Below are 20,942 nucleotides of genomic sequence, written 5' to 3' on the forward strand. Positions count from 1 at the left end.
GACGCTTCAGTTGTCCTTGACGATCTTCCAGCTCTTGCCCTCGTCCGCGGAGCGCAGGATCAGGTTGTCGGGCAGGAAGGCGATCAGGGAGCCGTCGGAGCGGTCCACCATCATCTGGCGCACGGCCTGCGGCCCGGTGACGCTCGGTGAGCTGCCGGTGTGCGTCCAGCTCTTGCCGCCGTCGCGCGTGGTCATCAGACCCATCGGCCCGGGCATGAACCCGGGCGCGATCGGCGCCACCGCATAAGCGGTCTGGCGATCCTTGAAGGCGATGGTCACGACGAAGCGGCTGGTGTTGAGGTCGGTCCAGGTCTGACCCCAGTCCGGCGACAGCATGGTGGACTTGGTGAAGATCGCCGTCTGCGACACCAGCGTGCCGTCGGGCAGCGCGTTCACGTCGAGGGTGGACTGGCCATTGCTCGAACGCGTCAGCGTGCGGCCGTCGGTGACGTGAAGGTCGCCGTTCGGCATCATCACGCCGGCCCGCTCGGGCGTGCCGAAGGCCATGCTGCGCATCCACGGCACGTTGATCGAGCGCGTGTCGGAGAACTCGCCGAGCTTGCGCCACCCGGCGCCCGGGTCGGCGGACGCGTAGACCTTCCATTGGCTGTCGCTGCGCGAGATCACCACCAGGCTGCCGTCGCGCATCGGCTGCGCCATCTGGATCAGGCCGTCGTCGGGCGGCAGCAGATCCTTCCAGGTGTCGCCCTCGTCGCTCGACAGGCGCAGCAGGCCCTCCTCGCCGGCCACCAGCAGGCCCCCGCGGTACGGCCGCACCGACAGCACCTCGCGCCAGGTCTTCGCATCGATCTCGCGCCAGCGGCTCTCGCCGCTCTTGCGCCACAGCACCTTGCCGAGCTTGGCGCCGGCCATGAACTCGCCGTCGGCGGTCTGCGCCAGACCGTGCCAGGCGGACGCGAGCCGCTTGAGCTGCGGCGCCAGCGCGGCGCGGCGATGCAGGTCGGGCGAGAAGATGAAGCCGTGCTGCGGGCGATCGCGCGTCTGCGCCGCGAGCGCGGGATAGAGGGTCTCGAAGGTCTTCTGCAGCTCCTCCTCCGGCCGCACGTAGGCGACGACGAAGCGCGTGCCCCCGCGCGGCTGGATCAGCAGGGTGCCGAGCAGCGTGACCTCGTCGCGTACCACGTCGAAGCTGCCGAACTTCGCATCGATGGGAAAGGTGTAGTTCATGTTGCCCGAGCCGCCCGCCGCGTGCTTGATGATGTAGCGGCCCGGCGCGACCATGCCGCTGAACACGGCCGTGGTGTAGGTGGAATGGCGCGTGCGCCGCAGCACCACCATGTCCTGGCCGGTCTGCTTCTCGCCGGGCTCGAGCACGCGCTGCAGGTGCAGGGTCCACAGCGTTTCGGCCGGGTCGTTCTCGCCGGGGCTGTTGGTGATCAGCTTCATCACCACGGCGCCTTCGTGGCCCGTCAGGGTCTGCTCGGGGGCGATCGGCGGCGCGACGCAGGCGGCCAGCAGGACCGCGGCCAGCAGCAGCACGAATCCGCGCAGCAGGCGGACGATGGGTCGGGGAAACGGGGTCACGGTCGTGGCTCTCTTGTTGGAATGGTTTTGCGGGATGGCTCCGGCGGATCGCTCGATCGATCGACGGCCGGACGGCAGGCCCTCCACCTGCGGACGCGGACGATACATTCGGGAACATCCGCGGGCAATCCACCGGACGAAGGTGTTGCATCGGCGCCAATCGGAGGCCCGCTGCGCGAGGGCGAGGCCGGTGCTATCGTCGATGCCACCCTCCCCCATGAAGCCCTCCGGCCCGACGCCCTCCTCGCGGCCCGCGCTCGCGGCGCCGATGCATCGCGCGCAGTTCCTGCGGCTCGCCGCGGCCCTGCCCGCGAGCGCCGCGCTGAGCGCGTTCGCGCAGCGGCCGGCCGGGTCCACGCCCCCGCCGACCATGAACACCCGCCCCATCCCCTCCACCCAGGAAGCGCTGCCCGTGATCGGCTGCGGCACCTGGATCGGTTTCGACCAGCGTCCCGGCAGCGAGGAATACCAGCGCCTCGCGGGCGTGCTCGAGGCGCTGTTCGCCGCGGGCGGCACGGTGATCGACAGCTCGCCGATGTACGGCCGCTCCGAGGAGAGCACCGGCGAGCTGCTGGCCGCCACGGCGGCGGCACGCGGCGCTCGGCGCCCCTTCCTCGCGACCAAGGTCTGGACCTCGGGCCGCGAGGCCGGCATCGCGCAGATGGCGCAGTCCTTCGCGCGGCTGCGCACCGAGCGCATGGACCTGATGCAGATCCACAACCTGGTCGACTGGCGCACCCAGCTCGCGACCTTGCGCGAATGGAAGGCGCAGGGCCGCGTGCGCTACCTGGGCATCACGCACTACACGGCCTCGGCCTACGACGAGGTCGAGGCGGTGCTGCGCGCGCAGCGGCTCGACTTCCTGCAGATCAACTATTCGCTCGACGCGCGCGTCGCCGCCGAACGGCTGCTGCCGCTGGCGGCCGAGCGCGGGGTGGCGGTGATCGTCAACATGCCCTTCGGCGGCGGCGGCCTGCTGCGCCGGCTGCGCGAACGCGCGCTGCCGGGCTGGGCCGCGGAGATCGGCTGCGCGAGCTGGGCCCAGGTGTTGCTGAAGTTCGTGCTGAGCCATCCGGCCGTGACCTGCACCATCCCCGGCACCAGCCGCGCGGCCCACATGGCCGAGAACGCCGCGGCCGGCGCGGGGCCGGTGCCCGACGCGGCGTTCTGGAAGCGGCACGCGGCGCAGGTGCTGGGCTGACGCCGCTCAGCGATCGAGGAAGTCGGCCACGCGCCGGTTGAACTCCTCGGCCCGCTCGTACTGCACCCAATGCCCCGCGCCGTCGACCACGGCGCCTTCGCGCTGCGGCCCCTCGGCCACGAGCCGCGCCACCAGCGCACGCGAATCGGCGGTCACGTCGAACTCGCCCCAAAGGAACAGCTTGGGCCCGGGGATCTCGGCCAGCGCCGCCTGCAGGCCGCCGCGGCGCGACACCTCCTTGCTGCGAAAGCGCGTGCCGTGGCACGCGATGTCGTGGATCTCGAAGGCCAGCGGATCGGCGCGCGACATGTCGTGCAGCATCAGCGCGCCGAGGTTGTGCAGCAGCGCGGCGCGCTCCGCCTCGCGGTCCTGCGCGAGGCGCCAGTTGATCATCTCCACCGCCATGCGCCGCATCGTGCCGTGGCCGCCGCTGCCCACCAGCAGCATGCGGCGCACCGCGCGCCGGTGCAGCGCGAACTGCGAGGCCACGACGCCGCCGAAGGAGAAGCCGCCGAGGTCGATCGGCGTGCCGGCGCCGATCAATGCATCGAGAGAGCCGGCCAGCGCCGCGAGCGAGGGCGCGAGCGGATGCTCGTCGGGCGCCGGCGGGGGCGGCGTGCCCGAATCGTTGAAGCCCGGCATGTCGGGCAGCCACAGCGCGCGCTCGGCCGACAGGGCCTCGGCATTGCGCAGCCAGTGCATCCAGCTGCCATGGCCGCCATGCAGCAGCACCAGCGGCGGATGGGCGCCGCCGTCGGCGGGACCGAAGCGGCGCCAGCGGACGCGCACGCCGGCCTGCTCGATGTCGTGGTGGGTCGACAGCGCATCGACGCGCGCGATGGCGGCGCGGGCTTCTTCCTCGGTCGCGGCCGAGAGTCCGGACGGGCCCGCGCTCACGGCAGCATCCTCTGCAGCTCGGCCTCGCCATCGAGGAACTGGTGCTTGAGCGCACCGACCAGGTGCAGCGCGAACAGCACGTAGAGCACATAGCCGGCCCAGGTGTGCACGCCGCCCAGCACGGTGTGGAGGTTCTCCTTGGCGGCGGCCTCGATGTCCATGATCCAGCCGATGCGCGGCCATTCGAACAGGCCGAACAGCTGCATCGGGTGCGTGGCCGCGTCCTTCCAGGCCGAGTCGTGCATCCAGCCCGACAGCGGCAGCGCGATCATCACGAGGTACAGCGCGCCATGGGCCGCATGCGCGCCGATGCGTTCGAGCCGGCCGTAGCTGCCGGGCATGGCCGGCGGCCGGTGGGTGGCGCGCCACAGGATGCGCAGGATCACCAGCCCCAGCACGGTGATGCCGATCGACTTGTGGGTGTCGATGGCCGGGCGCACCCAGTCGTCGGGAAAGCGGTCGACCGAGAGGATCAGCGCGATGTTGACGATCATCAGCAGTGCGATGATCCAGTGCAGCGCGATGGCGGGGCGTGTGTAGCGATGGTGAGGGGGCATGCGGGAATTTTCGGCGGGAGTCCGACTCAGCCTGTCAGGCGCGCGATTGTCCGGTCTTCGGCCTCGGACATTCGAAACCGCCGGCCCGTTCCGTGCGTACACCTTCCCATCGCCCTGGCGCCCCTGTCTTGAACGACCTGCTCCGCTCCGCCTTCGTCGCCGCATCGCCGCGACTCTCGCCCCCCGCCACGCCGCTGCGAAGCTGGCTCATCCATGGCGGCGTGCTGCTGCTGTGGGGCCTGCTGTTCGCCATGGCCTTCCGCCTGGGCAACGTGCAGGCCTGGTCGGTGGGCGTGGCCTACGTGCTCTACGACACCGTGCTGCTGCTGTTCGTGGGCTGGCAGACGCTCGCGATCCTGCGCCCGCGCGGCATCGCGCTGGCCTCGGCGCCGCTGCCGCATCCCGCCGTGGCACCGCACCGCGCCACGCTCGGCGTGATCGTCGCCGCGCACGACGAGGCCGCGGTGCTGCCCGTGACGCTGGCCGCGCTGCTGGGCCAGACCGATGCGCCCGACCGCATCGTGATCGCCGACGACGGCTCGACCGACGGCACGGCCGAGCTGCTGACCACGCGCTACGGGCTCGAGGCGCCCGAGCCGGGGCAGCTCAGCGCCGCCAGCACCCTGCATCCCAACCTGCACTGGCTGCGGCTGCCGCACGGCGGCAAGGCGGTGGCGCTGAACGCCGCGGTGCTGTGCATAGACACCGAGACCGTGCTCACCGTCGACGGCGACACCCTGCTCGACGCTCGCGCCATCGCCGCGGTGCGCCGCGCCTTCTCGGACGAGCCCGCGCTGGTGGCGGCCACCGGCGTCATCACGCCGGTGTGCAGCCGCACGCTGGGCGGTCGGCTGCTGCAGTGGTTCCAGACCTACGAGTACATCCGCAACTTCCTCTCGCGCTATGCCTGGATGCGGGTCGACGGCCTGCTGCTGATCTCGGGCGCCTTCGCGGGCTTCCGGCGCGACGCGGTGCGCGCCGTGGGCGGCTTCGACACCGACTGCCTGGTCGAGGACTACGAGCTCATCCACCGGCTGCACCGCCATGCCCAGGCGCACGGCCTCGACTGGCGCGTGCGCGTGCTCGGCGACGCGCAGGCGCGCACCGACGCGCCCAGCAGCGTGGGCGCCTTCCTGCGCCAGCGCCGGCGCTGGTTCGGCGGCTTCCTGCAGACCCAGTACTGGTACCGCGCGATGGTGGGCGACCGCCGCTACGGCTGGCTCGGCACCGCGATGCTGCCGGTCAAGGCCATCGACACCCTGCAGCCGCTGTACGGCCTCGCGGCCTTCGGACTGCTCGTGATGTACCTGGTGCGCGGCGACTTCGGCGTGCTGCTGCCCGCGGCCGGCGTGATCGCCGCCAAGATCGTGCTCGACCTCGTCTTCCACCTGTGGTCGGTGCACCTGTACCGGCGCTGGGTCGGCCACGGCGGCGAGGCCGGCATGCTGCAGGCCTTCGCGGCCGCGCTGATCGAGCCCTTCACCTTCCAGCTGCTGCGCCACACGGGCGCGGCCTGGGGCTGGTGGACCTTCCTGACCGGGCGCGGCACCTGGGGCCGGCAGCAACGCGTCGGGCTGGTCGATTCAGACGGCGCCGAGCGCCGGGTCGATCAGAAGTAACCCGCGCCGCCGAAGCGATAGCTCGACACCACGAGGCCGCCCATGAAGGCCTCCTCGTGGTACACGCGCTCGCCCGCCTCCTGCTCGGCCGCCCCCACCGCCACCATCAGCGGAATCAGGTGCTCCTCGCGCGGATGCGCCATGCGCGCCGAGGGGGCGGCGGCCCAGTCCTGCAGGCGCTGCACGCGTTCCGCCGGTGCGGCCTCGACCGAGGTGGCGTCGAGCCAGTCGCCGAAGGCCTTCGACACGCCATGCGCCTGCGGCCCGAAGTTGCGCAGGTTGTGATAGCTCAGGCCGCTGCCGACGATCAGCACGTCCTCGTCGCGCAGCGGCGCGAGCGCGCGGCCCAGCGCGATGTGCTCGGCCGGGTCGAGGCCGCGGCGCAGCGAGAGCTGCACCACCGGCACCTCGGCCTGCGGATAGATCGCGGCCATCGGCGAGAACATGCCGTGGTCGTAGCCGCGCTCGGGATCGACGGCGGCCGGCAGCCCGGCCGCGGCGATCAGCGACTGCACGCGCTGCGCGAGCGCGGGCGAACCGGGCGCGTCGTAGTGCACCTCGTAGGTGTGGGCCGGGAAGCCGCCGTAGTCGTAGATCATCGGCGGACGCGGATTGCCCTGCACCGTGAACACCGGCGCCTCCCAGTGGGCCGAGACCATGAGGATGGCCTTGGGCGTGCGGCCGAGCTGGCGCGGCATGTCGGCCAGCGCGGCGGCGAGCCGGTCGTAGGTAGCGCCCATCTCGCGCTTCATCCAGGGCCAGGGGCCGCCGCCGTGCGAGATGAAGTAGGTGGGCAGGCGATTCGGGTTGTCGTGGGTCATGTCGTTGCTTCCTTGAATTGAAGGCGTTGCAGCGACTGTAGATATTTCCTGCGAGGAAATCGACAGGCTACGATTCATCAAATCGTTTCTCCAGAGGAAATCATCGATGGACCGCATGACCAGCCTGCGCGTGTTCCGCGAGGTCGTCGAATCGGGCAGCTTCGTGGCCGCCGCCGAGCGGCTCGGGCTGTCGGCGCCGATGGCCAGCAAGCACGTGGCGCAGCTCGAGAAGTCGCTGGGCGCGCGCCTGCTGCACCGTTCGAGCCGCCACCTGAGCCTGACCGAGGCCGGTACCGCCTGGTACGAGCAGAGCCGGCGCGCGCTCGACCTGCTCGATGCCGCCGAGGCCGCGATCGGCCAGACCCGCGAGGCGCCGCGCGGCCAGCTCAAGCTCAGCGCGCCCGTGTGGTGCGCCACCGCGCGCTTCGCGCAGGTGCTGGCCGACTACCGCGCGCGCTATCCCGAGGTGCTGCTCGACATCCACCTCGAGAACCGCAAGGTCGACCTCGCGGCCGACGGCTACGACCTCGCGCTGCGCGCCACGCAGGAGCCCTCGCCCGCGCTGATCGCGCGGCCGCTGTGCCGCGTGCCCTTCTTCCTCGCGGGCACGCCCGAGTACCTCGCGCGCATGGGCGGCAGCCCCACGGTGCCGGCCGAGGTAGCGCGGCTCGGCGCGATCGTGCCGAGCTACGTGGCGCTCGACCATCTCGCACTGCAGGGGCCGGGCGGGCGCATGTTCCCGCTGCGGCTCACGCCGGTCATGCGCTCGGACGACACCACGCTCACGCTGCATGCGGTGCGCGCGGGCATGGGGGTGGCGTTCATGCCGGGCTGGCTGCTCGAGGACGACCTCGGGCAGGGCCGGCTGGTGCGCCTGTTGCCCGACCACGAACCGCACCCGGTGACGCTGTTCGCGGTCTACACCAGCCGCCAGTACATGGCGCCCAAGCTGCGTACTTTCATCGACTTCCTCGGCGAGCGGCTCGCCGCGCTCGAACCAAAGACCGCGCCCGGTCCCGCCACTTCGTCGCGCAAACCACGCAGAAGCTGAAGAAACGCACCTTTTCAGGGCAAGGTCATGCGCTCACGGCTACAGTCTTCGGCTCTTCGGGAGAGTCAGTCCTTGTTCCGTTTCTTCGAAAAACTTCTACACCCCTACCCCGCCGCCGAACCTCCGCTTCCGCCGCAAGGCTTCTTCGCCTTCCTCTGGGCCTGCACGCAGGGCGTGCGCGGCAAGATCCTCGCGATGGCGGTGCTCACCGCCGTGATGTCGACCTTCGAGGCGCTGCTGTTCGCGCTGCTCGGACGCGTGGTCGACTGGCTCGGCGGCCAGGCGCCCTCGCGCCTGTGGGAAGACCGCGGCACCACGCTCGCCTGGATGGCCGGGCTGCTGGTCGCCAGCATCGCGGTGGTCGCGCTGCAGACCATCGTCAAGCACCAGACGCTCGCGATCAACCTGCCGATGCGGCTGCGCTGGAACTTCCACCGCCTGATGCTGGGCCAGAGCATGGCCTTCTACCAGGACGAGTTCGCGGGCCGCATCACGGCCAAGGTGATGCAGACCGCGCTCGCGGTGCGCGAGACCGTGTTCGTGCTGGCCGATGTGCTGGTGGCGATGGGCGTGTACGTCGCGACCATGATCGTGCTGGTGGGCGTGCTCGACACGCAGCTGATCTGGCCGTTCCTGATCTGGCTGGCCTTCTACATCGGCGCGCTGATCTACTTCGTGCCGCGCCTGGGCGCGGTCGGCAAGGCGCAGGCCGATGCGCGCGCGCTGATGACCGGCCGCGTGACCGATGCCTACACCAACATCGCGACGGTGAAGCTGTTCTCGCACACGCAGCGCGAGGCCGGCTTCGCGCGCGACGCGATGCGCGAGTTCATGCACACGGGCTACGGCCAGATGCGGCTGGTGAGCGCCTTCGAGATCGTCAACCACACGCTGAGCATGGGCCTGACCGCCGGCATGGCGGGCACGGCGCTGTGGCTGTGGTCCACCGGCGCGGTCGGCGTGGGCGCGGTGGCCGCGGCCACCGCCATGGCGCTGCGGCTGCAGGGCATGTCGCACTGGATCATGTGGGAGATGACCAGCCTGTTCGAGAACATCGGCACGGTGCAGGACGGCATGAAGACGCTGTCGCGCCCGCGCGCCGTGCTCGATGCCCCGGGCGCGAAGCCGCTCGAGGTGCCGCGCGGCGAGGTGCGCTTCGAGCATGCGAGCTTCCGCTACGGCGCGGCCGGCGGCCGGCGCGTGATCGAGGACCTCACGCTGACCGTGGCGCCCGGCGAGAAGATCGGCCTGGTGGGCCGCTCGGGCGCCGGCAAGTCGACGCTGGTGAACCTGCTGCTGCGCTTCCACGACCTGGAGAGCGGCCGCATCCTGATCGACGGCCAGGACATCGCGCTGGCCACGCAGGATTCGCTGCGCAGCCACATCGGCATGGTGACGCAGGACACCTCGCTGATGCACCGCTCGGTGGCCGACAACATCGCCTACGGTCGCCCCGACGCGACGCCGGCGCAGATCGAGGCCGCCGCGCGCCGCGCCGAGGCGCACGACTTCATCGGCACGCTGGGCGACGCCAGCGGGCGCCGCGGCTACGAGGCCCATGTGGGCGAGCGCGGCGTGAAGCTCTCGGGCGGCCAGCGCCAGCGCATCGCGATCGCGCGCGTGATGCTCAAGGACGCGCCGATCCTGCTGCTCGACGAGGCCACCAGCGCGCTCGACTCCGAGGTCGAGGCCGCGATCCAGCAGAGCCTCTACACGCTGATGGAAGGCAAGACCGTGATCGCGATCGCGCACCGGCTGTCGACCATCGCGGCGATGGACCGGCTGATCGTGCTCGACGAGGGCCGCGTGGTGGAGGAAGGCGACCACCGCACGCTGATGGCCAAGGGCGGGCTCTATGCGCGGCTGTGGGCGCACCAGAGCGGCGGCTTCCTGGGCGACGCGCTCGACGAGGAAGAGGCGGCGCTGGCCTGAGCCCCGCCACCCAACCTGATCGATCAGGTCGGCAGCGCCCCCGCCTCGTACTGCGCCACGAACTCCCCGCTCGGCGGAATCGGCTTGATGATGTCGATCAGCACCCCGTTCGGGTCGCTGGTGATGAAGTGGCGCTGGCCGAAGGCCTCGTCGCGCAGCGGCAGCAGCACCGGCAGGCCGGCCGCGGCCAGGCGGTCGTGCACCGCGTCGGGATCGTCCACCTCGAAGTTCAACAGCAGCCCGCCCGCCACCTTGCCTCGGCCCGCGGCGGGAATGGTCTCGTGCCGGCCGTCGAGCACCGCGAGGTTGACCGAGGGCTCCCCCTCCAGTTGCAGGTGCACGTACCAGTCGCTCGTGAACAGCGGCGCGAAGCCGAAGTGGCGCTGGTAGAAGTCCGCCGTGCCGGCGACGTCGTTGGTCATGATGACCGGGTAGTAGCTCGTGACTTTCATGAGGGGGCTCCTTGAGATGGCTGGAACTGACATACAGTCTGTATGTTTGATTGAATATACATACATACAGCCTGCATGTAAATGACCTCCAAGATCATCCGGACCAACAAGGAGCGCACCGAGACCACGCGGCAGGCGCTGACCGAGGCGGCGCGCGCCCTCTTCGTCGACCAGGGCTATGGCCAGACCTCCACGCCCGACATCGTGGCCGCGGCCGGCATCACGCGCGGCGCGCTCTACCACCACTACGCCGACAAGCGCGACCTGTTCCGCCATGTGCTCGAGCAGGAGTCGCGCGCGGTGGCCGCCGAGATCGCGGCCGCCACGCCCGAGGCGCTGGCGCCGCGCGAGGCGCTGCTGGCCGGCAGCGACGCCTACCTGCGCGCGATGACGGTGCCGGGCCGCACCCGGCTGCTGCTGATCGACGGGCCGGCCGTGCTCGGCATGGCGGAGATCATGGCGATGGACGACGCGAACGCCGCCCATTCGCTGCGCCAGGGGCTGGCCGAGGCCGGCATGGGCCGCGGCGAGGTCTCGCTCGACGCGCTCTCGCAACTGCTGTCGGCCGCCTTCGACCGCGCCGCGCTCGAGATCGACGCGGGCGCCGATGCCACCGAGGTGCGCGACGCGATGCGCTGGCTGCTGCAACAAGCTCTCGGCGCGGAGGCGCCAGCCAAACCCGCGCCCAGGCGCAAGAACTAGAGCGAGCGCTAGACGATCCCGCGCCCGCCCATGCGCACCGGCCAGCGCGCGACCGTGCCGCGCTGCAGCGATTCGAGCGTGGTCTGCGTGAAGACGTTGATGCTCACGTGGCGCGCGAGATAGCGCTCGAGCACGAGCCCGAACAGGTAGGGGCTGGCGCCCGAGAAGCCCTGTTCGTCCACGCTCAGCGTGCAGGCCACGCCGCGGCCGTAGACCAACGGCCCATGGCCCGGCAACCGACGCGTGACCGGCGCGATGCGCGAGCCCACGAGGGCGTCGACCTGCAGCCGCATCGCCTCGTCGTCGCCCGCGACGAACAACCGCAGCATGTCGCGCAGTGCCTGCGCGCCCTCGCGCCGCGGCAGGCCGGCCAGCGGCAGGTGGTTGAAGCCCAGTTGCCGGATCAGCCGCCAGGCGATCTCGCGCTGCGCGAACGGCGGCCGCGGCATGCTCGGCGGGCGCACCAGCCCCACCGCCGACACCGGCATCGACTCTGCCGCCGCGAGGTCGCTGCGGCCGTTGCGCGGCACCAGGCACGGCAGGTCGCGGTTGGTGAGCCAGGCCTGCGCCCACAGGCTGCGCAGGCCTTCGGGGTACGGCGCCTCGTGCTGGTCGACCAGCGACACGAACGCCTCGCTGCCGATGTACGGCGTGCGCGTGCCGTGGCGGCGCGCGGTGTCCGACACCAGCCGCGGCTCGCGCCGCAAAGAGAAGTAGCGCCCGTGGTTGCCCTGGTCCTCGTTGAGCGTCTGGTAGAGCGGCCGGAACTGCGTCGGGGCCGTGGTCCCTGGCTGCTGGCCGCTCAGCTGCTCGACCGCGTAGACCTCGAAGTCCAGCGGGCGCGAGCGGTCTGGCACGAGGTGGAACTCGGTGCGCGCGGCATCGAGTTCGATGCGGTCGGTGCGGCGCTGGAACAGGTTGACCACCGGCGTGGCGAACAGCGCGAACTGCGCCGCGTCGACCAGGCTTGGCGCCAGCCCGGGGCTCGCGGGCGATCGCGCGAGCAGCACCACGATCTCGGCCTCGCGTCCCTCGACGCGCGACAGGCCCGGCGCGAGCTGCGTCAGCGTGAAGAAGAGAAAGCGCTCGGGGCAGGCGAAGTATTCGTGCAGCAGGTTGTGGCCATGGAGGCTGTTCCATGCCGGCGGCAGCAGTCCCTCGCCGGGCTCGAGGCCCTCGTGCACCAGCGCCTCGTGCACGACCACGTGCGGACGCTCGCCGAGCCGTCCGGGCGTGCCCGTGACGGTGGCGACGGCCGCGGTGTGCAGCAGCTCGAACAGGTGCGAAGCCAGGCGCGCATCGCCGACCAGGCAGACCGGCAGCCGGTCGAGCCCGGCCAGCGCGGAGAAACCGAGCGGCCCGATCGTGCGCAGGCGCAGCCGCAGCGCGCCGCCGACCTGCACCTGCGGCGGCAGATGGCGCTCGAGCGCCGGCAGGTCGGGCGGCGCGCCCGCGAGGCTGGCCTGCGCGATCTCGATCGGCCACAGCGTCACGGCCTGGCTCGAGCGGAACTCGCAGGGTGTCTGCTCGCCCGGCGCCACCTTCGCATGGAAGGCCGTGCCGCGCGGCACCACGAAGCCGCGCCGCAGGTCGCCCTCGTTCGCGCTCGGGTGCAGCTGCGCCACCGCCATCGAGGGCGTGGGGCTCAGGTAGTGGGGATGCATCACCTCGAGCAGCCGCTGCGTGAAGCGCGGGAACTCGGCATCGAGCTTGATCCGCATGCGCGCCGACAGGAAGCTGAAGGCCTCGATCAGCCGCTCGACGTAGGGATCGGCCACCTCGATGCCCTGCATGCCGAGCCGGTGCGCGATCTTCGGATGGGCGGCGGCGAACTCGGCCGCGGCCTCGCGCATGTAGCCCAGTTCCTGGTTGTAGGCCTCGAGCATTCGGGGGTCCATGGGGGTGCTCCAGGTGTCTCAGCGCGCGGAGGGCGCCACGCTCACGCGGCGCGACTCGAGGTCCAGCGTGCTGTGCACCATGAACTCGAGCGGACAGGGCCGCAGGTCGATCAGCGCATGGATCTCGAAGCGCAGTTCGTTGCCCGCGAGGCCCGCGCCGGCCAGCGGCACGATGCGCAGCGACTGGGCGATCAGGCGCGGCTCGTAGTCGCGGATCGCGCGCCGCAGCATGCGCTCGAGTTCGCTCCAGCGCCGCTGCGACGCAGGGCCGCCCGCGAACGCCGGCAGGCCGAAGTTCAGCGTGGAAGCCGCGGCCAGCGCATGGCGCGCGCGGTCGATGCGGTCCTCGGCGCTGGTGGTGTCGAGCAGGATGGAGAGGTCGCGCCGCACGATCTCGCGCAGGCGCGCGGGGCTCGCCGCGACGTCGGACATGGCGTCGCGCCGCTGGCTCGGCGCCTCGTCGCGCAGGCGGTCGAACAGCGTGGGCAGCAGCCACGCATGCGGGCGCCGCACGGGCGCGAAAGCCGCTCGCGCCACGCGCGCGCCGGGATGCACGGGATCGATGGAATCGTCGGACATGGTCGCTACCTCCGCCAAGGCCGCCGAGTGTGGCGGCGCCCGCGATGCGGCAGTGCAAACAATGGTCACGCCGCCGCGCACGGGGCCAGACAGGCCCGCGAAACGGGAGATATGTCATGACCGGCCCCGCAAGTCCTACAGAACCCGCCGCCCCTCGCCGACACCTCCCGCACCCCTTGCGCCGCGATGCTGACCCCATCGTCAACAACGTGGAGTGCTCGCGGTGAATTCCATCATCTACATCGTCGGTCTGGTCGTCGTCATCGTGGCCGTGCTTTCGTTCTTCGGCCTGCGCTGAAAGACGTCAGTCCCCCTCGAACCATCCACACGCCAGAAAGAACGGGGCCGCCACGCGGCCCCGTTTCGCTTTGGGACGCCGGGCATAATCCGCGCGCTGAGCCGCCCTCGGCCGAGGGCGCATTCGCCGGCACCGAGCCGGCCCCGCCTCCGTTCGCGAAGGGACGCTGTTGACCACCACCGCACTGCGCGAGACCCCAGACTTTTCCGATGCGGTGATCACCGAGGCGATCCGATGGGCCGAGCAGAACGGCCCGCTCGACGACGCGCAGGCCATGCGCATCGCCGCGCAGGCGCCGCACACGCCGGCACGCATCGCCGAACGTGCACGCCTGCTCGGCGAACGACTGGGCCTGCAGGCCGAACTGCGGCGCGCGCGCCAGTGGTCGCCCTGGGTGCTGCTCGGGCTCGTGGCCCTCATCGTCGTCGCCGGCCTCGCGCTCGCGGGCAACGTGGTGGGCAGCGGCGAACGCCACATCAACGTGATCGTCGCGCTCGTGAGCCTGCTCGGCGTGCACCTGCTGACGCTGCTGCTGTGGCTGCTCGGGCTGTGGCTGCCGCTGGCCTCCTTCAGCTCGGCATCGCTGGGCTGGATCTGGCTCTCGCTGACCGCGCGCGTGGCCGGCGGCCGGCATGGCCAGGCGCCGCTGCTGGTGCGCGCCACCACGGGCCTGCTGGGTCGCGCGAAGCTGCTGCCCTGGGCCTTCGGCATCGTGAGCCACGGCATCTGGTCGCTGTCCTTCGCGGTGGTGCTGGCGGCGATGCTGTTCGCGCTGGCCTTCCGCAGCTACACGCTGAGCTGGGAGACCACCATCCTCGATCCGGCCTTCTTCGTGCGCGCGGTCGATGCGCTGGGCTGGGCGCCGTCGAAGCTGGGCTTCCCGGTGCCCGATGCCGCCACCGTGCTGGCCGCCGTGCCGCCGGCCTCGGGCCAGCGCACCTGGGCGCTGTGGCTCACGGGCTGCATCCTGACCTACGGGCTGCTGCCGCGCCTCGTGCTGCTGGGCTGGAGCGCCGCCGTGTGGCGCCTGCGCCGCCAGGCACTGCGGCCCGCGCTCGACGCGCCCTACTACCGCCAGCTCGCGGCCCGCTTCGCGGCGCTCGCGCCCAGCGCCATCGTCGATGCCGATCCGGGCCGCCGCGCGCGCGAGGCGCCCGTGGGCCTCGCGCCCTCGGACCTGCGCGACCTGCGCGTGCTGGTCGGCTTCGAGCTGCCGCCCGACATCGCCTGGCCGCCCGAAGGCCTGCCCGCGGACCTGCGGCTCGAGCGCATCGACGGCAGCGCCCCCGAGCGCCGCGCGCTGCTCGACCGCCTCGCGCTCGCGCGGCCGCGCAGCGTGGTGCTGGCCTGCCGCGCGGCCGCGAGCCCCGATCGCGGCACCGAGCGCTTCGTGCGCGACCTGCTCGCGCACAGCGGCGAATGCCGCCTGTGGCTGATCGCCGAGGGCGGCAACGAAGGCCCGGCGATCGCGCGCTGGCTCGCCTGGCTGCGCGACGCCGGCCTCGAGCGCGTGGCCGCGGACACCTCGCTCGCCGAGCTGCTGGGCGCCATCGACAGCGTCGCATCATGAGCGACCCGATCCGCATCGCCGTCGTCGGCCACACCAATGCCGGCAAGACCTCGCTGCTGCGCACGCTCACGCGGCGCATCGATTTCGGCGCGGTGTCCGACCGCCCCGGCACCACGCGCCATGTCGAGTCGGTCGACCTCGAGATCGACGGCCGCCCCGCCGTGCGCTTCTACGACACGCCGGGCCTCGAGGACGCGGTGGCCTTGCGCGAGCATCTCGCGCACATCGATCCCGCGGGCCAGGCCACGCCGCCCGAGCGCATCCGCCGCTTCCTGCAGGGCCCCGAGGCACACGGCGCCTTCGAGCAGGAGGCCAAGGTGCTGCGCGCCATGCTCGACATCGACGCCGCCTTCCTCGTGATCGACGTGCGCGAACCGGTGCTGCCCAAGTTCCGCGACGAGATCGAGCTGCTCAACGCCTGCGCGCGGCCGGTGCTGCCGGTGCTCAACTTCGTGCGCGACGCGGCCAGCCGCGAGGCCGCCTGGAAGGAACTGCTCTCGGCCTACGGCCTGCACGTGCAGGTGCGCTTCGACGCGGCGGCGCCCTTCGTGGGCGCCGAGCGCGATCTCTATGGCGACCTCGCGACGCTGCTGCGCGACCGGCGCGAACTGCTGCGCGGCGTGGCCGACGCGCTCGAGGCCGAGGCCGCGGCGCGGCGCCGCGCGGCCGCCGCGCGCGTGGCCGAGTTGCTGGTCGACGCCACCGCGCTGCGGCGCAGCGTGCCGGCCGCCGAGTTCGCCGATCCCGCGCGCCGCGACGCGCTGGTCGCCGCGCTGCGCAGGACCGTGTTCGACAAGGCGCAGCGCTGCGCCGACGACCTGCTCGCGCTCTACGGCTTCCGCCAGGGCGACGCGGCCGAGGCGCCGCTGCCGATGATCGAGGGCCGCTGGGCGCTCGACTTCTTCAATCCCGAGGCGATGAAGGACGCCGGCCTGCGCCTGGGCAAGGGCGCGGCCATCGGCGCCGCGGTCGGCGCGGTGGCCGATCTCGCGGTGGCCGGCCTCTCGCTCGGCGCCGGCGTGGCGCTGGGCGGCGCCATCGGCAGCGCGGTGTCGCAGGGCTGGGGCCCGCTGGGCCGCAAGCTCGCGAACAAGCTGCGCGACGTGCACGAGCTCACCGTGGAAGACGGCGTGCTGTTCACGCTCGCGGCCTGGCAGCTGCAGCTCGCGCGCGCGCTCGAGCGCCGCGGCCATGCGGCCACGCAGCGCATCGAGGCGGTGGACGGCGGCGCCGACGCGCCCGGTGAAGCCATCGCCGCCGCGCTGCGTGCCGCGCAGCCGGCGCGCAGCCATCCCGAATGGGAGAGCGGCCAGGGCGCGGCCGGTGCCTTGCAGTCGGTGCGCGCGCTGTGGCGTCCCGCGCCGCAGCGCGAAGCGCTGGTGGCGACGCTCGCGGGGCTGCTGCAGGGCGGCTTCGAGGCCTGAGCCCGAGCCGCGCTCAGTCCAGCAGATCCTCCAGCCGCAGCGGCAGCCGCCGCAGCCGCTTGCCCGTGGCATGGAACACCGCGTTCACGATCGCGGGCGCCACGCCCACCATCGCGACCTCGCCGAGCCCCTTCACGCCGAGCGCGTTGAAGCGCGTGTCGGGCTTGCCGACGAAGCCGACCTCGATGCGGCCGATGTCGGCCGCCACCGGCAGCACGTACTCGGCCAGGTCGGCGTTGAGGAAGCCGCCATGGCGCGGATCGACCTCGCTGGCCTCGCGCAGCGCGGCGCCGATGCCCCAGACCACGCCGCCCTCGACCTGGCTGCGCGCGGTGCGCGGACTCGCGACCGCGCCGCAGTCGGCCACGCTCACCACGCGCGGCACGCGGATGCGGCGCGTGGTCGGCTCGATGCGCACCTCGACGAAGTGCGCGATGAAGCTGAAGCCCACGTAGTCGGGATAGACCGGCCCGGCCGCGGCCGGCAGCCCGCCCGTGAGCCGGCCATAGACCTGCTCGGGCTGGCCGGGCGCGCGACGCCGGCTCTCGGCCTCGGCCTGCGCGCGGCCCGAGGCGCGCAGCAGTTCGAGCGCGGTGGCGTTCGCGCTCGCGCCGGGCGCGTGGGCGCGCAGGTCCTCCATCAACCGCTGCGCCGCCTCCTGCACCGGCGGCAGCGCGGTCGCGGTGCCCCAGGAGCCCGCCGTCAGGTGCTGCGGCGCGGCGCCGGTGTCGCCGAGCGCGATCTCCACCGCGGCCACCGGCGCGCCGAGCACGCGCGACACGGTGAGCGCGATCGCGGTGCGCATGCCCTGCCCCATTTCGTGTCCGCCCACCGCCACGCGCACGCGGCCGTCGCCGGCCAGGCTCACGGTGGCGAAGGCCGGCGCCATCGCGGCCTTGTAGGCGCCCACGGCCACGCCCCAGCCGATGCGGCTGCCGTCGGCGGCGCGCATCGAGCCCGGCGCCATGTCGCGCCGCGCCCAGCCAAAGGCCTCGCTGCCCTGCACCAGGCATTCGGCCAGGTGGCGCGAGGAGAAGGGCTTGCCGCTCAGCGGATCGACCGCGGTGTCGTTGGCGAGCCGGAAGGCCACCGGGTCGCGGCCCAGCAGGCAGGCCATCTCGTCGACCGCGCTCTCGAACGCGAAGGCGGCCGGATGCTCGAAGGGCGCGCGCATGTAGCCCGGCGTCTGCACGTCGGTGCGCACCAGCCGGTCGCGCCCGAGGAAGTGCTTCACGCCGTACAGCCGCGAGGTGATCTCGCTGCCGCTCGAGGGAAAGAGGTCGTGGCGCGAGGTCTGCTGGTCGATGTCGTGCACCGCCGCGACCAGCCGGCCCTCGCGGTCCGCGCCCAGGCGCACGTGGTGCCGGCTCGCGGGCCGGAAGCTGGCGTTGTGGAACAGCTGCGCGCGCGTCAGCACCAGCTTGACCGGCCGGCCGAGCTCGCGCGCGGCGATCGCCACCGCCGCGGTGTGCGACTGCAGCGAGTTCTTCTGGCCGAAGCCGCCGCCCAGCGTGGGCGAGAGCACGCGCACGCGCGCCGGCTCGATGCCGAGCTGCTTCGCGAGGCCGTGGCGCACGCCCTCGGCGTTCTGCGTCGGCTCGCGCACGGTCAGCACGCCCTCGTTCCATTCGGCCACGGTCGCGATGATCTCCATCGGGTTCTGGTGCTGGATCGGCAGCTCGTAGCGCGCCTCCACCGTGAAGGCCGCCGCGGCCAGCGCGGCCTCGGCATCGCCCACGCGGCGGTCGGCGAACATCGGCTGCGGCAGCAGCGCGGACTGGGCCTGCGGCTGCGCGTCGGGCGCGTCGATGCCCGCGACGAAGGGCTGGGCCTCGCAGCGCACTTCCACCAAGGCCGCTGCCTCGCGCGCGGCTTCGAGCGTGTCGGCGACCACCATCGCGACGGTCTGGCCGCGGTAGGCGATCTGCGCCGAGCGCAGCGGATAGAAGCTCTGGAAGCCGAAGCCGCCGCCCATCAGGAAGCCGCCCGATTCGAAGGCGCCGATGTTCTGGTGCGTGTAGACCTTGCGCACGCCGCGCACGCGCTCGGCGGCGCCGGTGTCGATGCGCGCCACGCTGCCGCGCGCGATGCGCGACGGCACGAGCGCGGCATGCAGCAGGCCGGCGCGCGCATCGTCGGCCGCATAGCGGGTGGCGCCGCGCACCTTGTCGTGCGCATCGACGCGCTCGGCGCCGGGACGCGCGCCGCGTTGGGGGTTGCTTGTCGTGGTTGCCATCGTTCAGCTCCTGTCCCGGGCCAGCAGCAGCGCGTCGGTCACCGTCTCGATGCCGAGCGCCACCTTGAAGCCGTTGTGCGCGAGCGGCTTCGCCTGCGCGAACGCGATCTCGGCCGCGCGTCGCGCCGCAACCTGCGTGAAAGGCCGCCCGACCAGGCTGCGCTCGGCCTCGAGCGCGCGCCACGGGTGCGTGGCCACGCCGCCGAGCGCGATGCGCGCATCGACCACGCGGTTGGCGCGCAGGTGCAGGCCCACCGCCGCCGAAGCCAGCGCGAAGGCATAGGACTCGCGGTCGCGGATCTTGTGGTACGTCGAGGCCCTGCCCGCCGGCGTGCGCGGCACGCGGATACGCACGATCAGCTCGTCGGCCGCGAGCACGGTCTCGAGGTGCGGCGTGGCGCCGGGCGCGCGGTGCAGTTCGCGCACGGCCACCGTGCGTTCGCCGCGCGGGCTCAGCGTGTCGACCTGCGCATCGAAGGCCGCGAGCGCCACCGCCCAGTCGCCCGGGTAGACCGCCACGCAGGCCTCGCTGCCGCCGAGCACCGCATGGCCGCGGTTCACGCCGGCCAGCGCCGCGCAGCCGCTGCCGGGCACACGCTTGTTGCAGGCGAATTCGGGGCCGCCGCGGAAATAGGCGCAGCGCGTGCGCTGCAGCAGGTTGCCGCCCACGCTCGCCATGTTGCGCAGCTGCTGCGAAGCCGCCTTCCACAGCGATTCCGACAGCGCGGTGAACTCGCGCTGCACCACGGGATGCTCGGCCACGTCGCTCATCGCGGCGAGCGCGCCGATGCGCAGTTCGGCCCGGTCGCTGGCGTCGATCTCGCGCAGGCCCTCGATGCGGCCGATGTCGACGACCGTGGCCGGCGCTTCCACGCCGAGCTTCATCAGGTCGAACAGGGTGGTGCCGCCCGCGAAGTAGCGCGCGCCGGGCTGGCTGCGCGCCAGCAGCTGCACGGCCTCGGCGCTGCTGCGCGGCCGGTGGTAGGCGAAGTCATGCATGGCGGCGGCCCTCCATGGCTTCGGTCTCAGCGCGCATGCGCGGGGCGGCATCGCGGATCGCCTCGAGGATGCCGGCGTAGGCACCGCAGCGACAGAGGTTGCCGCTCATGTACTCGCGGATCTGCGCCTCGCTGGTGGCGTGCCCCTCGCGCACGCAGGCGATGGCGGCCATCACCTGGCCCGGCGTGCAGTAGCCGCACTGCAGCGCGTCGTGGTCGACGAAGGCCTGCTGCATCGGATGCAGCGTGCCGTCGGGCGCGGCGATGCCCTCGATGGTGGTGACGGCGCAGCCGTCGGCCTTCACGCCCAACGTGAGGCAGGAGGCGACGCGCCGGCCGTCGAGGTGCACGGTGCAGGCACCGCACTGGCCGTGGTCGCAGCCCTTCTTGGCGCCGGTGAGGCCGAGCTGCTCGCGCAGCACGTCGAGCAGCGAAGCGCGCGGCTCGAGCTGCAGCGCATGCGGCTGGCCGTTGATGACGACGCGGGTGTCGATGCGCGGCGGCGCGGGCGTGGCCGCGGCCTCCTGCGCGCTCGCCAGGCCGGTGCCCGCGGCACCGGCGGCACCGGCCGCGGTGCTCATCATGAAGGTGCGGCGGCTCAGCGCGGGCGCGCCGGTGCCGGAGGATGGGATGGGGTTCATCGTGGCTTCCTTTCTTCCTGTTCTTCTTCTCAGACCTCGCGCCCGATGCGTGCATCGAGCGACAGCCGGCCGCCGCCGCGCGCCAGCAGGCACAGCGCGATGAAGAACAGCATCAGCGGGTATTCGAAGCCGCGGTCGATCCACGGGAAGGTCGGGCCCATCACGTAGCAGATGACCAGCATCTGCACCGCGACCATCGCGGCGACCACGCGCGTGAACAGGCCGGCCGCCAGCATCAGCCCGCCCACGCCCTCGAGGAGGGCGACGAACCAGCCGAGCAGCTCGGCGCCCGGCAGGTGCAGCACGTTGGCGATCAGGTTGACCGAGCCCTTCATCGGGTCGGCCATGCTGCCGTGGCTGCGGCCCAGCAGCTTGGGCAGGCCGTGGGTCACGAGCATCAGGCCGAAAGCCAGGCGCAGCAGCGCGTAGCTCAGCGGCTCGAAGCGGTCATAGGTGCCGCGCAGGCGCGGAAAGATCAACTGCATGGGGGTCGCTCCTCGGAAGGAAAGGTGACGAGGCGC

At 72.3% G+C, this 20,942-nt stretch carries 18 protein-coding genes; 7 read left to right on the top strand and 11 right to left on the bottom strand.

Going from position 1 to position 20,942, the window contains the following annotated elements; translation table 11 throughout:
- Window positions 1–6: 6 nt before the first annotated feature.
- A complete protein-coding gene (locus AC1HIL_RS23670) occupies window positions 7–1,545 on the bottom strand; it encodes a WD40/YVTN/BNR-like repeat-containing protein (RefSeq protein ID WP_479670140.1) in 1,539 nt (512 codons plus the stop codon).
- Between the two features lie 268 nt (window positions 1,546–1,813).
- Here AC1HIL_RS23670 and AC1HIL_RS23675 point away from each other — a divergent pair, with 268 nt between their 5' ends.
- Window positions 1,814–2,746, top strand: a complete 933-nt coding sequence (locus AC1HIL_RS23675; RefSeq protein WP_479672437.1) for an aldo/keto reductase — start codon at window positions 1,814–1,816, stop codon at window positions 2,744–2,746.
- A gap of 6 nt (window positions 2,747–2,752) precedes the next feature.
- On the opposite strand, the gene AC1HIL_RS23680 is transcribed toward AC1HIL_RS23675, so the two are convergent.
- Window positions 2,753–3,643: an alpha/beta fold hydrolase gene (locus AC1HIL_RS23680; protein WP_479670141.1), complete on the bottom strand. Its 891-nt coding sequence runs from the start codon at window positions 3,641–3,643 to the stop codon at window positions 2,753–2,755.
- The gene (locus tag AC1HIL_RS23685) at window positions 3,640–4,200 is read right to left on the bottom strand and encodes a cytochrome b (protein ID WP_479670142.1); all 561 of its coding nucleotides are present in this window, start codon (window positions 4,198–4,200) and stop codon (window positions 3,640–3,642) included. Before AC1HIL_RS23685 ends, AC1HIL_RS23680 begins: the two co-directional genes overlap by 4 nt.
- A gap of 128 nt (window positions 4,201–4,328) precedes the next feature.
- On the opposite strand from AC1HIL_RS23685, the gene AC1HIL_RS23690 reads away from it, so the two are divergent.
- Window positions 4,329–5,819 carry a glycosyltransferase family 2 protein gene (locus AC1HIL_RS23690; RefSeq protein ID WP_057596695.1) on the top strand — a complete coding sequence of 497 codons (1,491 nt, stop codon included), beginning with the start codon at window positions 4,329–4,331 and terminating at the stop codon, window positions 5,817–5,819.
- Here the strand turns inward: AC1HIL_RS23690 and AC1HIL_RS23695 are convergent.
- Window positions 5,810–6,640, bottom strand: a complete 831-nt coding sequence (locus tag AC1HIL_RS23695) for a DODA-type extradiol aromatic ring-opening family dioxygenase (RefSeq protein WP_479670143.1) — start codon at window positions 6,638–6,640, stop codon at window positions 5,810–5,812. The genes AC1HIL_RS23690 and AC1HIL_RS23695 overlap by 10 nt on opposite strands.
- Before the next feature lie 106 nt (window positions 6,641–6,746).
- Here AC1HIL_RS23695 and AC1HIL_RS23700 point away from each other — a divergent pair, with 106 nt between their 5' ends.
- Window positions 6,747–7,691 carry a LysR family transcriptional regulator gene (locus tag AC1HIL_RS23700; RefSeq protein WP_479670144.1) on the top strand — a complete coding sequence of 315 codons (945 nt, stop codon included), beginning with the start codon at window positions 6,747–6,749 and terminating at the stop codon, window positions 7,689–7,691.
- A gap of 72 nt (window positions 7,692–7,763) precedes the next feature.
- On the top strand, window positions 7,764–9,623 hold the full coding sequence (locus AC1HIL_RS23705) for an ABC transporter ATP-binding protein (protein ID WP_172705665.1): 1,860 nt from the start codon (window positions 7,764–7,766) through the stop codon (window positions 9,621–9,623).
- Window positions 9,624–9,646: 23 nt separating this feature from the next.
- Here AC1HIL_RS23705 and AC1HIL_RS23710 read toward each other — a convergent pair whose 3' ends face one another.
- Window positions 9,647–10,075 (bottom strand): VOC family protein, encoded by a 429-nt coding sequence (locus tag AC1HIL_RS23710; protein ID WP_296798507.1) that lies wholly within the window; start codon window positions 10,073–10,075, stop codon window positions 9,647–9,649.
- A gap of 81 nt (window positions 10,076–10,156) precedes the next feature.
- On the opposite strand from AC1HIL_RS23710, the gene AC1HIL_RS23715 reads away from it, so the two are divergent.
- The gene (locus tag AC1HIL_RS23715; protein ID WP_057596700.1) at window positions 10,157–10,777 is read left to right on the top strand and encodes a TetR/AcrR family transcriptional regulator; all 621 of its coding nucleotides are present in this window, start codon (window positions 10,157–10,159) and stop codon (window positions 10,775–10,777) included.
- Window positions 10,778–10,785: 8 nt separating this feature from the next.
- On the opposite strand, the gene tssF is transcribed toward AC1HIL_RS23715, so the two are convergent.
- Window positions 10,786–12,675: a type VI secretion system baseplate subunit TssF gene (gene tssF, locus AC1HIL_RS23720; protein ID WP_479670145.1), complete on the bottom strand. Its 1,890-nt coding sequence runs from the start codon at window positions 12,673–12,675 to the stop codon at window positions 10,786–10,788.
- A gap of 18 nt (window positions 12,676–12,693) precedes the next feature.
- Complete coding sequence (tssE, locus tag AC1HIL_RS23725; protein ID WP_479670146.1) at window positions 12,694–13,254, bottom strand: type VI secretion system baseplate subunit TssE; 561 nt, start codon at window positions 13,252–13,254, stop codon at window positions 12,694–12,696.
- Window positions 13,255–13,721: 467 nt separating this feature from the next.
- On the opposite strand from tssE, the gene AC1HIL_RS23730 reads away from it, so the two are divergent.
- Both AC1HIL_RS23730 and AC1HIL_RS23735 read left to right on the top strand, forming a co-directional pair.
- Complete coding sequence (locus AC1HIL_RS23730) at window positions 13,722–15,122, top strand: DUF2868 domain-containing protein (protein WP_479670147.1); 1,401 nt, start codon at window positions 13,722–13,724, stop codon at window positions 15,120–15,122.
- Window positions 15,119–16,546 (top strand): GTPase/DUF3482 domain-containing protein, encoded by a 1,428-nt coding sequence (locus AC1HIL_RS23735; protein ID WP_479670148.1) that lies wholly within the window; start codon window positions 15,119–15,121, stop codon window positions 16,544–16,546. The genes AC1HIL_RS23730 and AC1HIL_RS23735 overlap by 4 nt, the downstream gene beginning before the upstream one ends.
- A gap of 13 nt (window positions 16,547–16,559) precedes the next feature.
- Here the strand turns inward: AC1HIL_RS23735 and AC1HIL_RS23740 are convergent, their stop codons facing one another.
- The 4 genes from AC1HIL_RS23740 to AC1HIL_RS23755 are packed head-to-tail and all read right to left on the bottom strand — an operon-like array spanning window position 16,560 to window position 20,906.
- Entirely contained in the window at window positions 16,560–18,782 is a 2,223-nt protein-coding gene (locus AC1HIL_RS23740; protein ID WP_479670149.1) for a xanthine dehydrogenase family protein molybdopterin-binding subunit, read from the bottom strand.
- Between the two features lie 3 nt (window positions 18,783–18,785).
- Window positions 18,786–19,781 carry an FAD binding domain-containing protein gene (locus tag AC1HIL_RS23745; RefSeq protein ID WP_479670150.1) on the bottom strand — a complete coding sequence of 332 codons (996 nt, stop codon included), beginning with the start codon at window positions 19,779–19,781 and terminating at the stop codon, window positions 18,786–18,788.
- Window positions 19,774–20,421 carry a (2Fe-2S)-binding protein gene (locus AC1HIL_RS23750; protein ID WP_479670151.1) on the bottom strand — a complete coding sequence of 216 codons (648 nt, stop codon included), beginning with the start codon at window positions 20,419–20,421 and terminating at the stop codon, window positions 19,774–19,776. The genes AC1HIL_RS23745 and AC1HIL_RS23750 overlap by 8 nt, the downstream gene beginning before the upstream one ends.
- Before the next feature lie 29 nt (window positions 20,422–20,450).
- Complete coding sequence (locus AC1HIL_RS23755) at window positions 20,451–20,906, bottom strand: DoxX family protein (RefSeq protein ID WP_057597412.1); 456 nt, start codon at window positions 20,904–20,906, stop codon at window positions 20,451–20,453.
- Window positions 20,907–20,942 lie beyond the last annotated feature (36 nt).

The organism is Variovorax sp. ISS6, assembly GCF_056523145.1.

Coding starts and splice junctions, on each gene's coding strand:
- AC1HIL_RS23695 (WP_479670143.1), bottom strand. CDS start 6,640: ATGACCCACGACAACCCGAATCGCCTGCCCACCTACTTCATCTCGCAC.
- AC1HIL_RS23715 (WP_057596700.1), top strand. CDS start 10,157: ATGACCTCCAAGATCATCCGGACCAACAAGGAGCGCACCGAGACCACG.
- AC1HIL_RS23685 (WP_479670142.1), bottom strand. CDS start 4,200: ATGCCCCCTCACCATCGCTACACACGCCCCGCCATCGCGCTGCACTGG.
- AC1HIL_RS23745 (WP_479670150.1), bottom strand. CDS start 19,781: ATGCATGACTTCGCCTACCACCGGCCGCGCAGCAGCGCCGAGGCCGTG.
- AC1HIL_RS23755 (WP_057597412.1), bottom strand. CDS start 20,906: ATGCAGTTGATCTTTCCGCGCCTGCGCGGCACCTATGACCGCTTCGAG.
- AC1HIL_RS23700 (WP_479670144.1), top strand. CDS start 6,747: ATGGACCGCATGACCAGCCTGCGCGTGTTCCGCGAGGTCGTCGAATCG.
- AC1HIL_RS23735 (WP_479670148.1), top strand. CDS start 15,119: ATGAGCGACCCGATCCGCATCGCCGTCGTCGGCCACACCAATGCCGGC.
- AC1HIL_RS23750 (WP_479670151.1), bottom strand. CDS start 20,421: ATGAACCCCATCCCATCCTCCGGCACCGGCGCGCCCGCGCTGAGCCGC.
- AC1HIL_RS23710 (WP_296798507.1), bottom strand. CDS start 10,075: ATGAAAGTCACGAGCTACTACCCGGTCATCATGACCAACGACGTCGCC.
- AC1HIL_RS23675 (WP_479672437.1), top strand. CDS start 1,814: ATGCATCGCGCGCAGTTCCTGCGGCTCGCCGCGGCCCTGCCCGCGAGC.
- tssF (WP_479670145.1), bottom strand. CDS start 12,675: ATGGACCCCCGAATGCTCGAGGCCTACAACCAGGAACTGGGCTACATG.
- AC1HIL_RS23740 (WP_479670149.1), bottom strand. CDS start 18,782: ATGGCAACCACGACAAGCAACCCCCAACGCGGCGCGCGTCCCGGCGCC.
- tssE (WP_479670146.1), bottom strand. CDS start 13,254: ATGTCCGACGATTCCATCGATCCCGTGCATCCCGGCGCGCGCGTGGCG.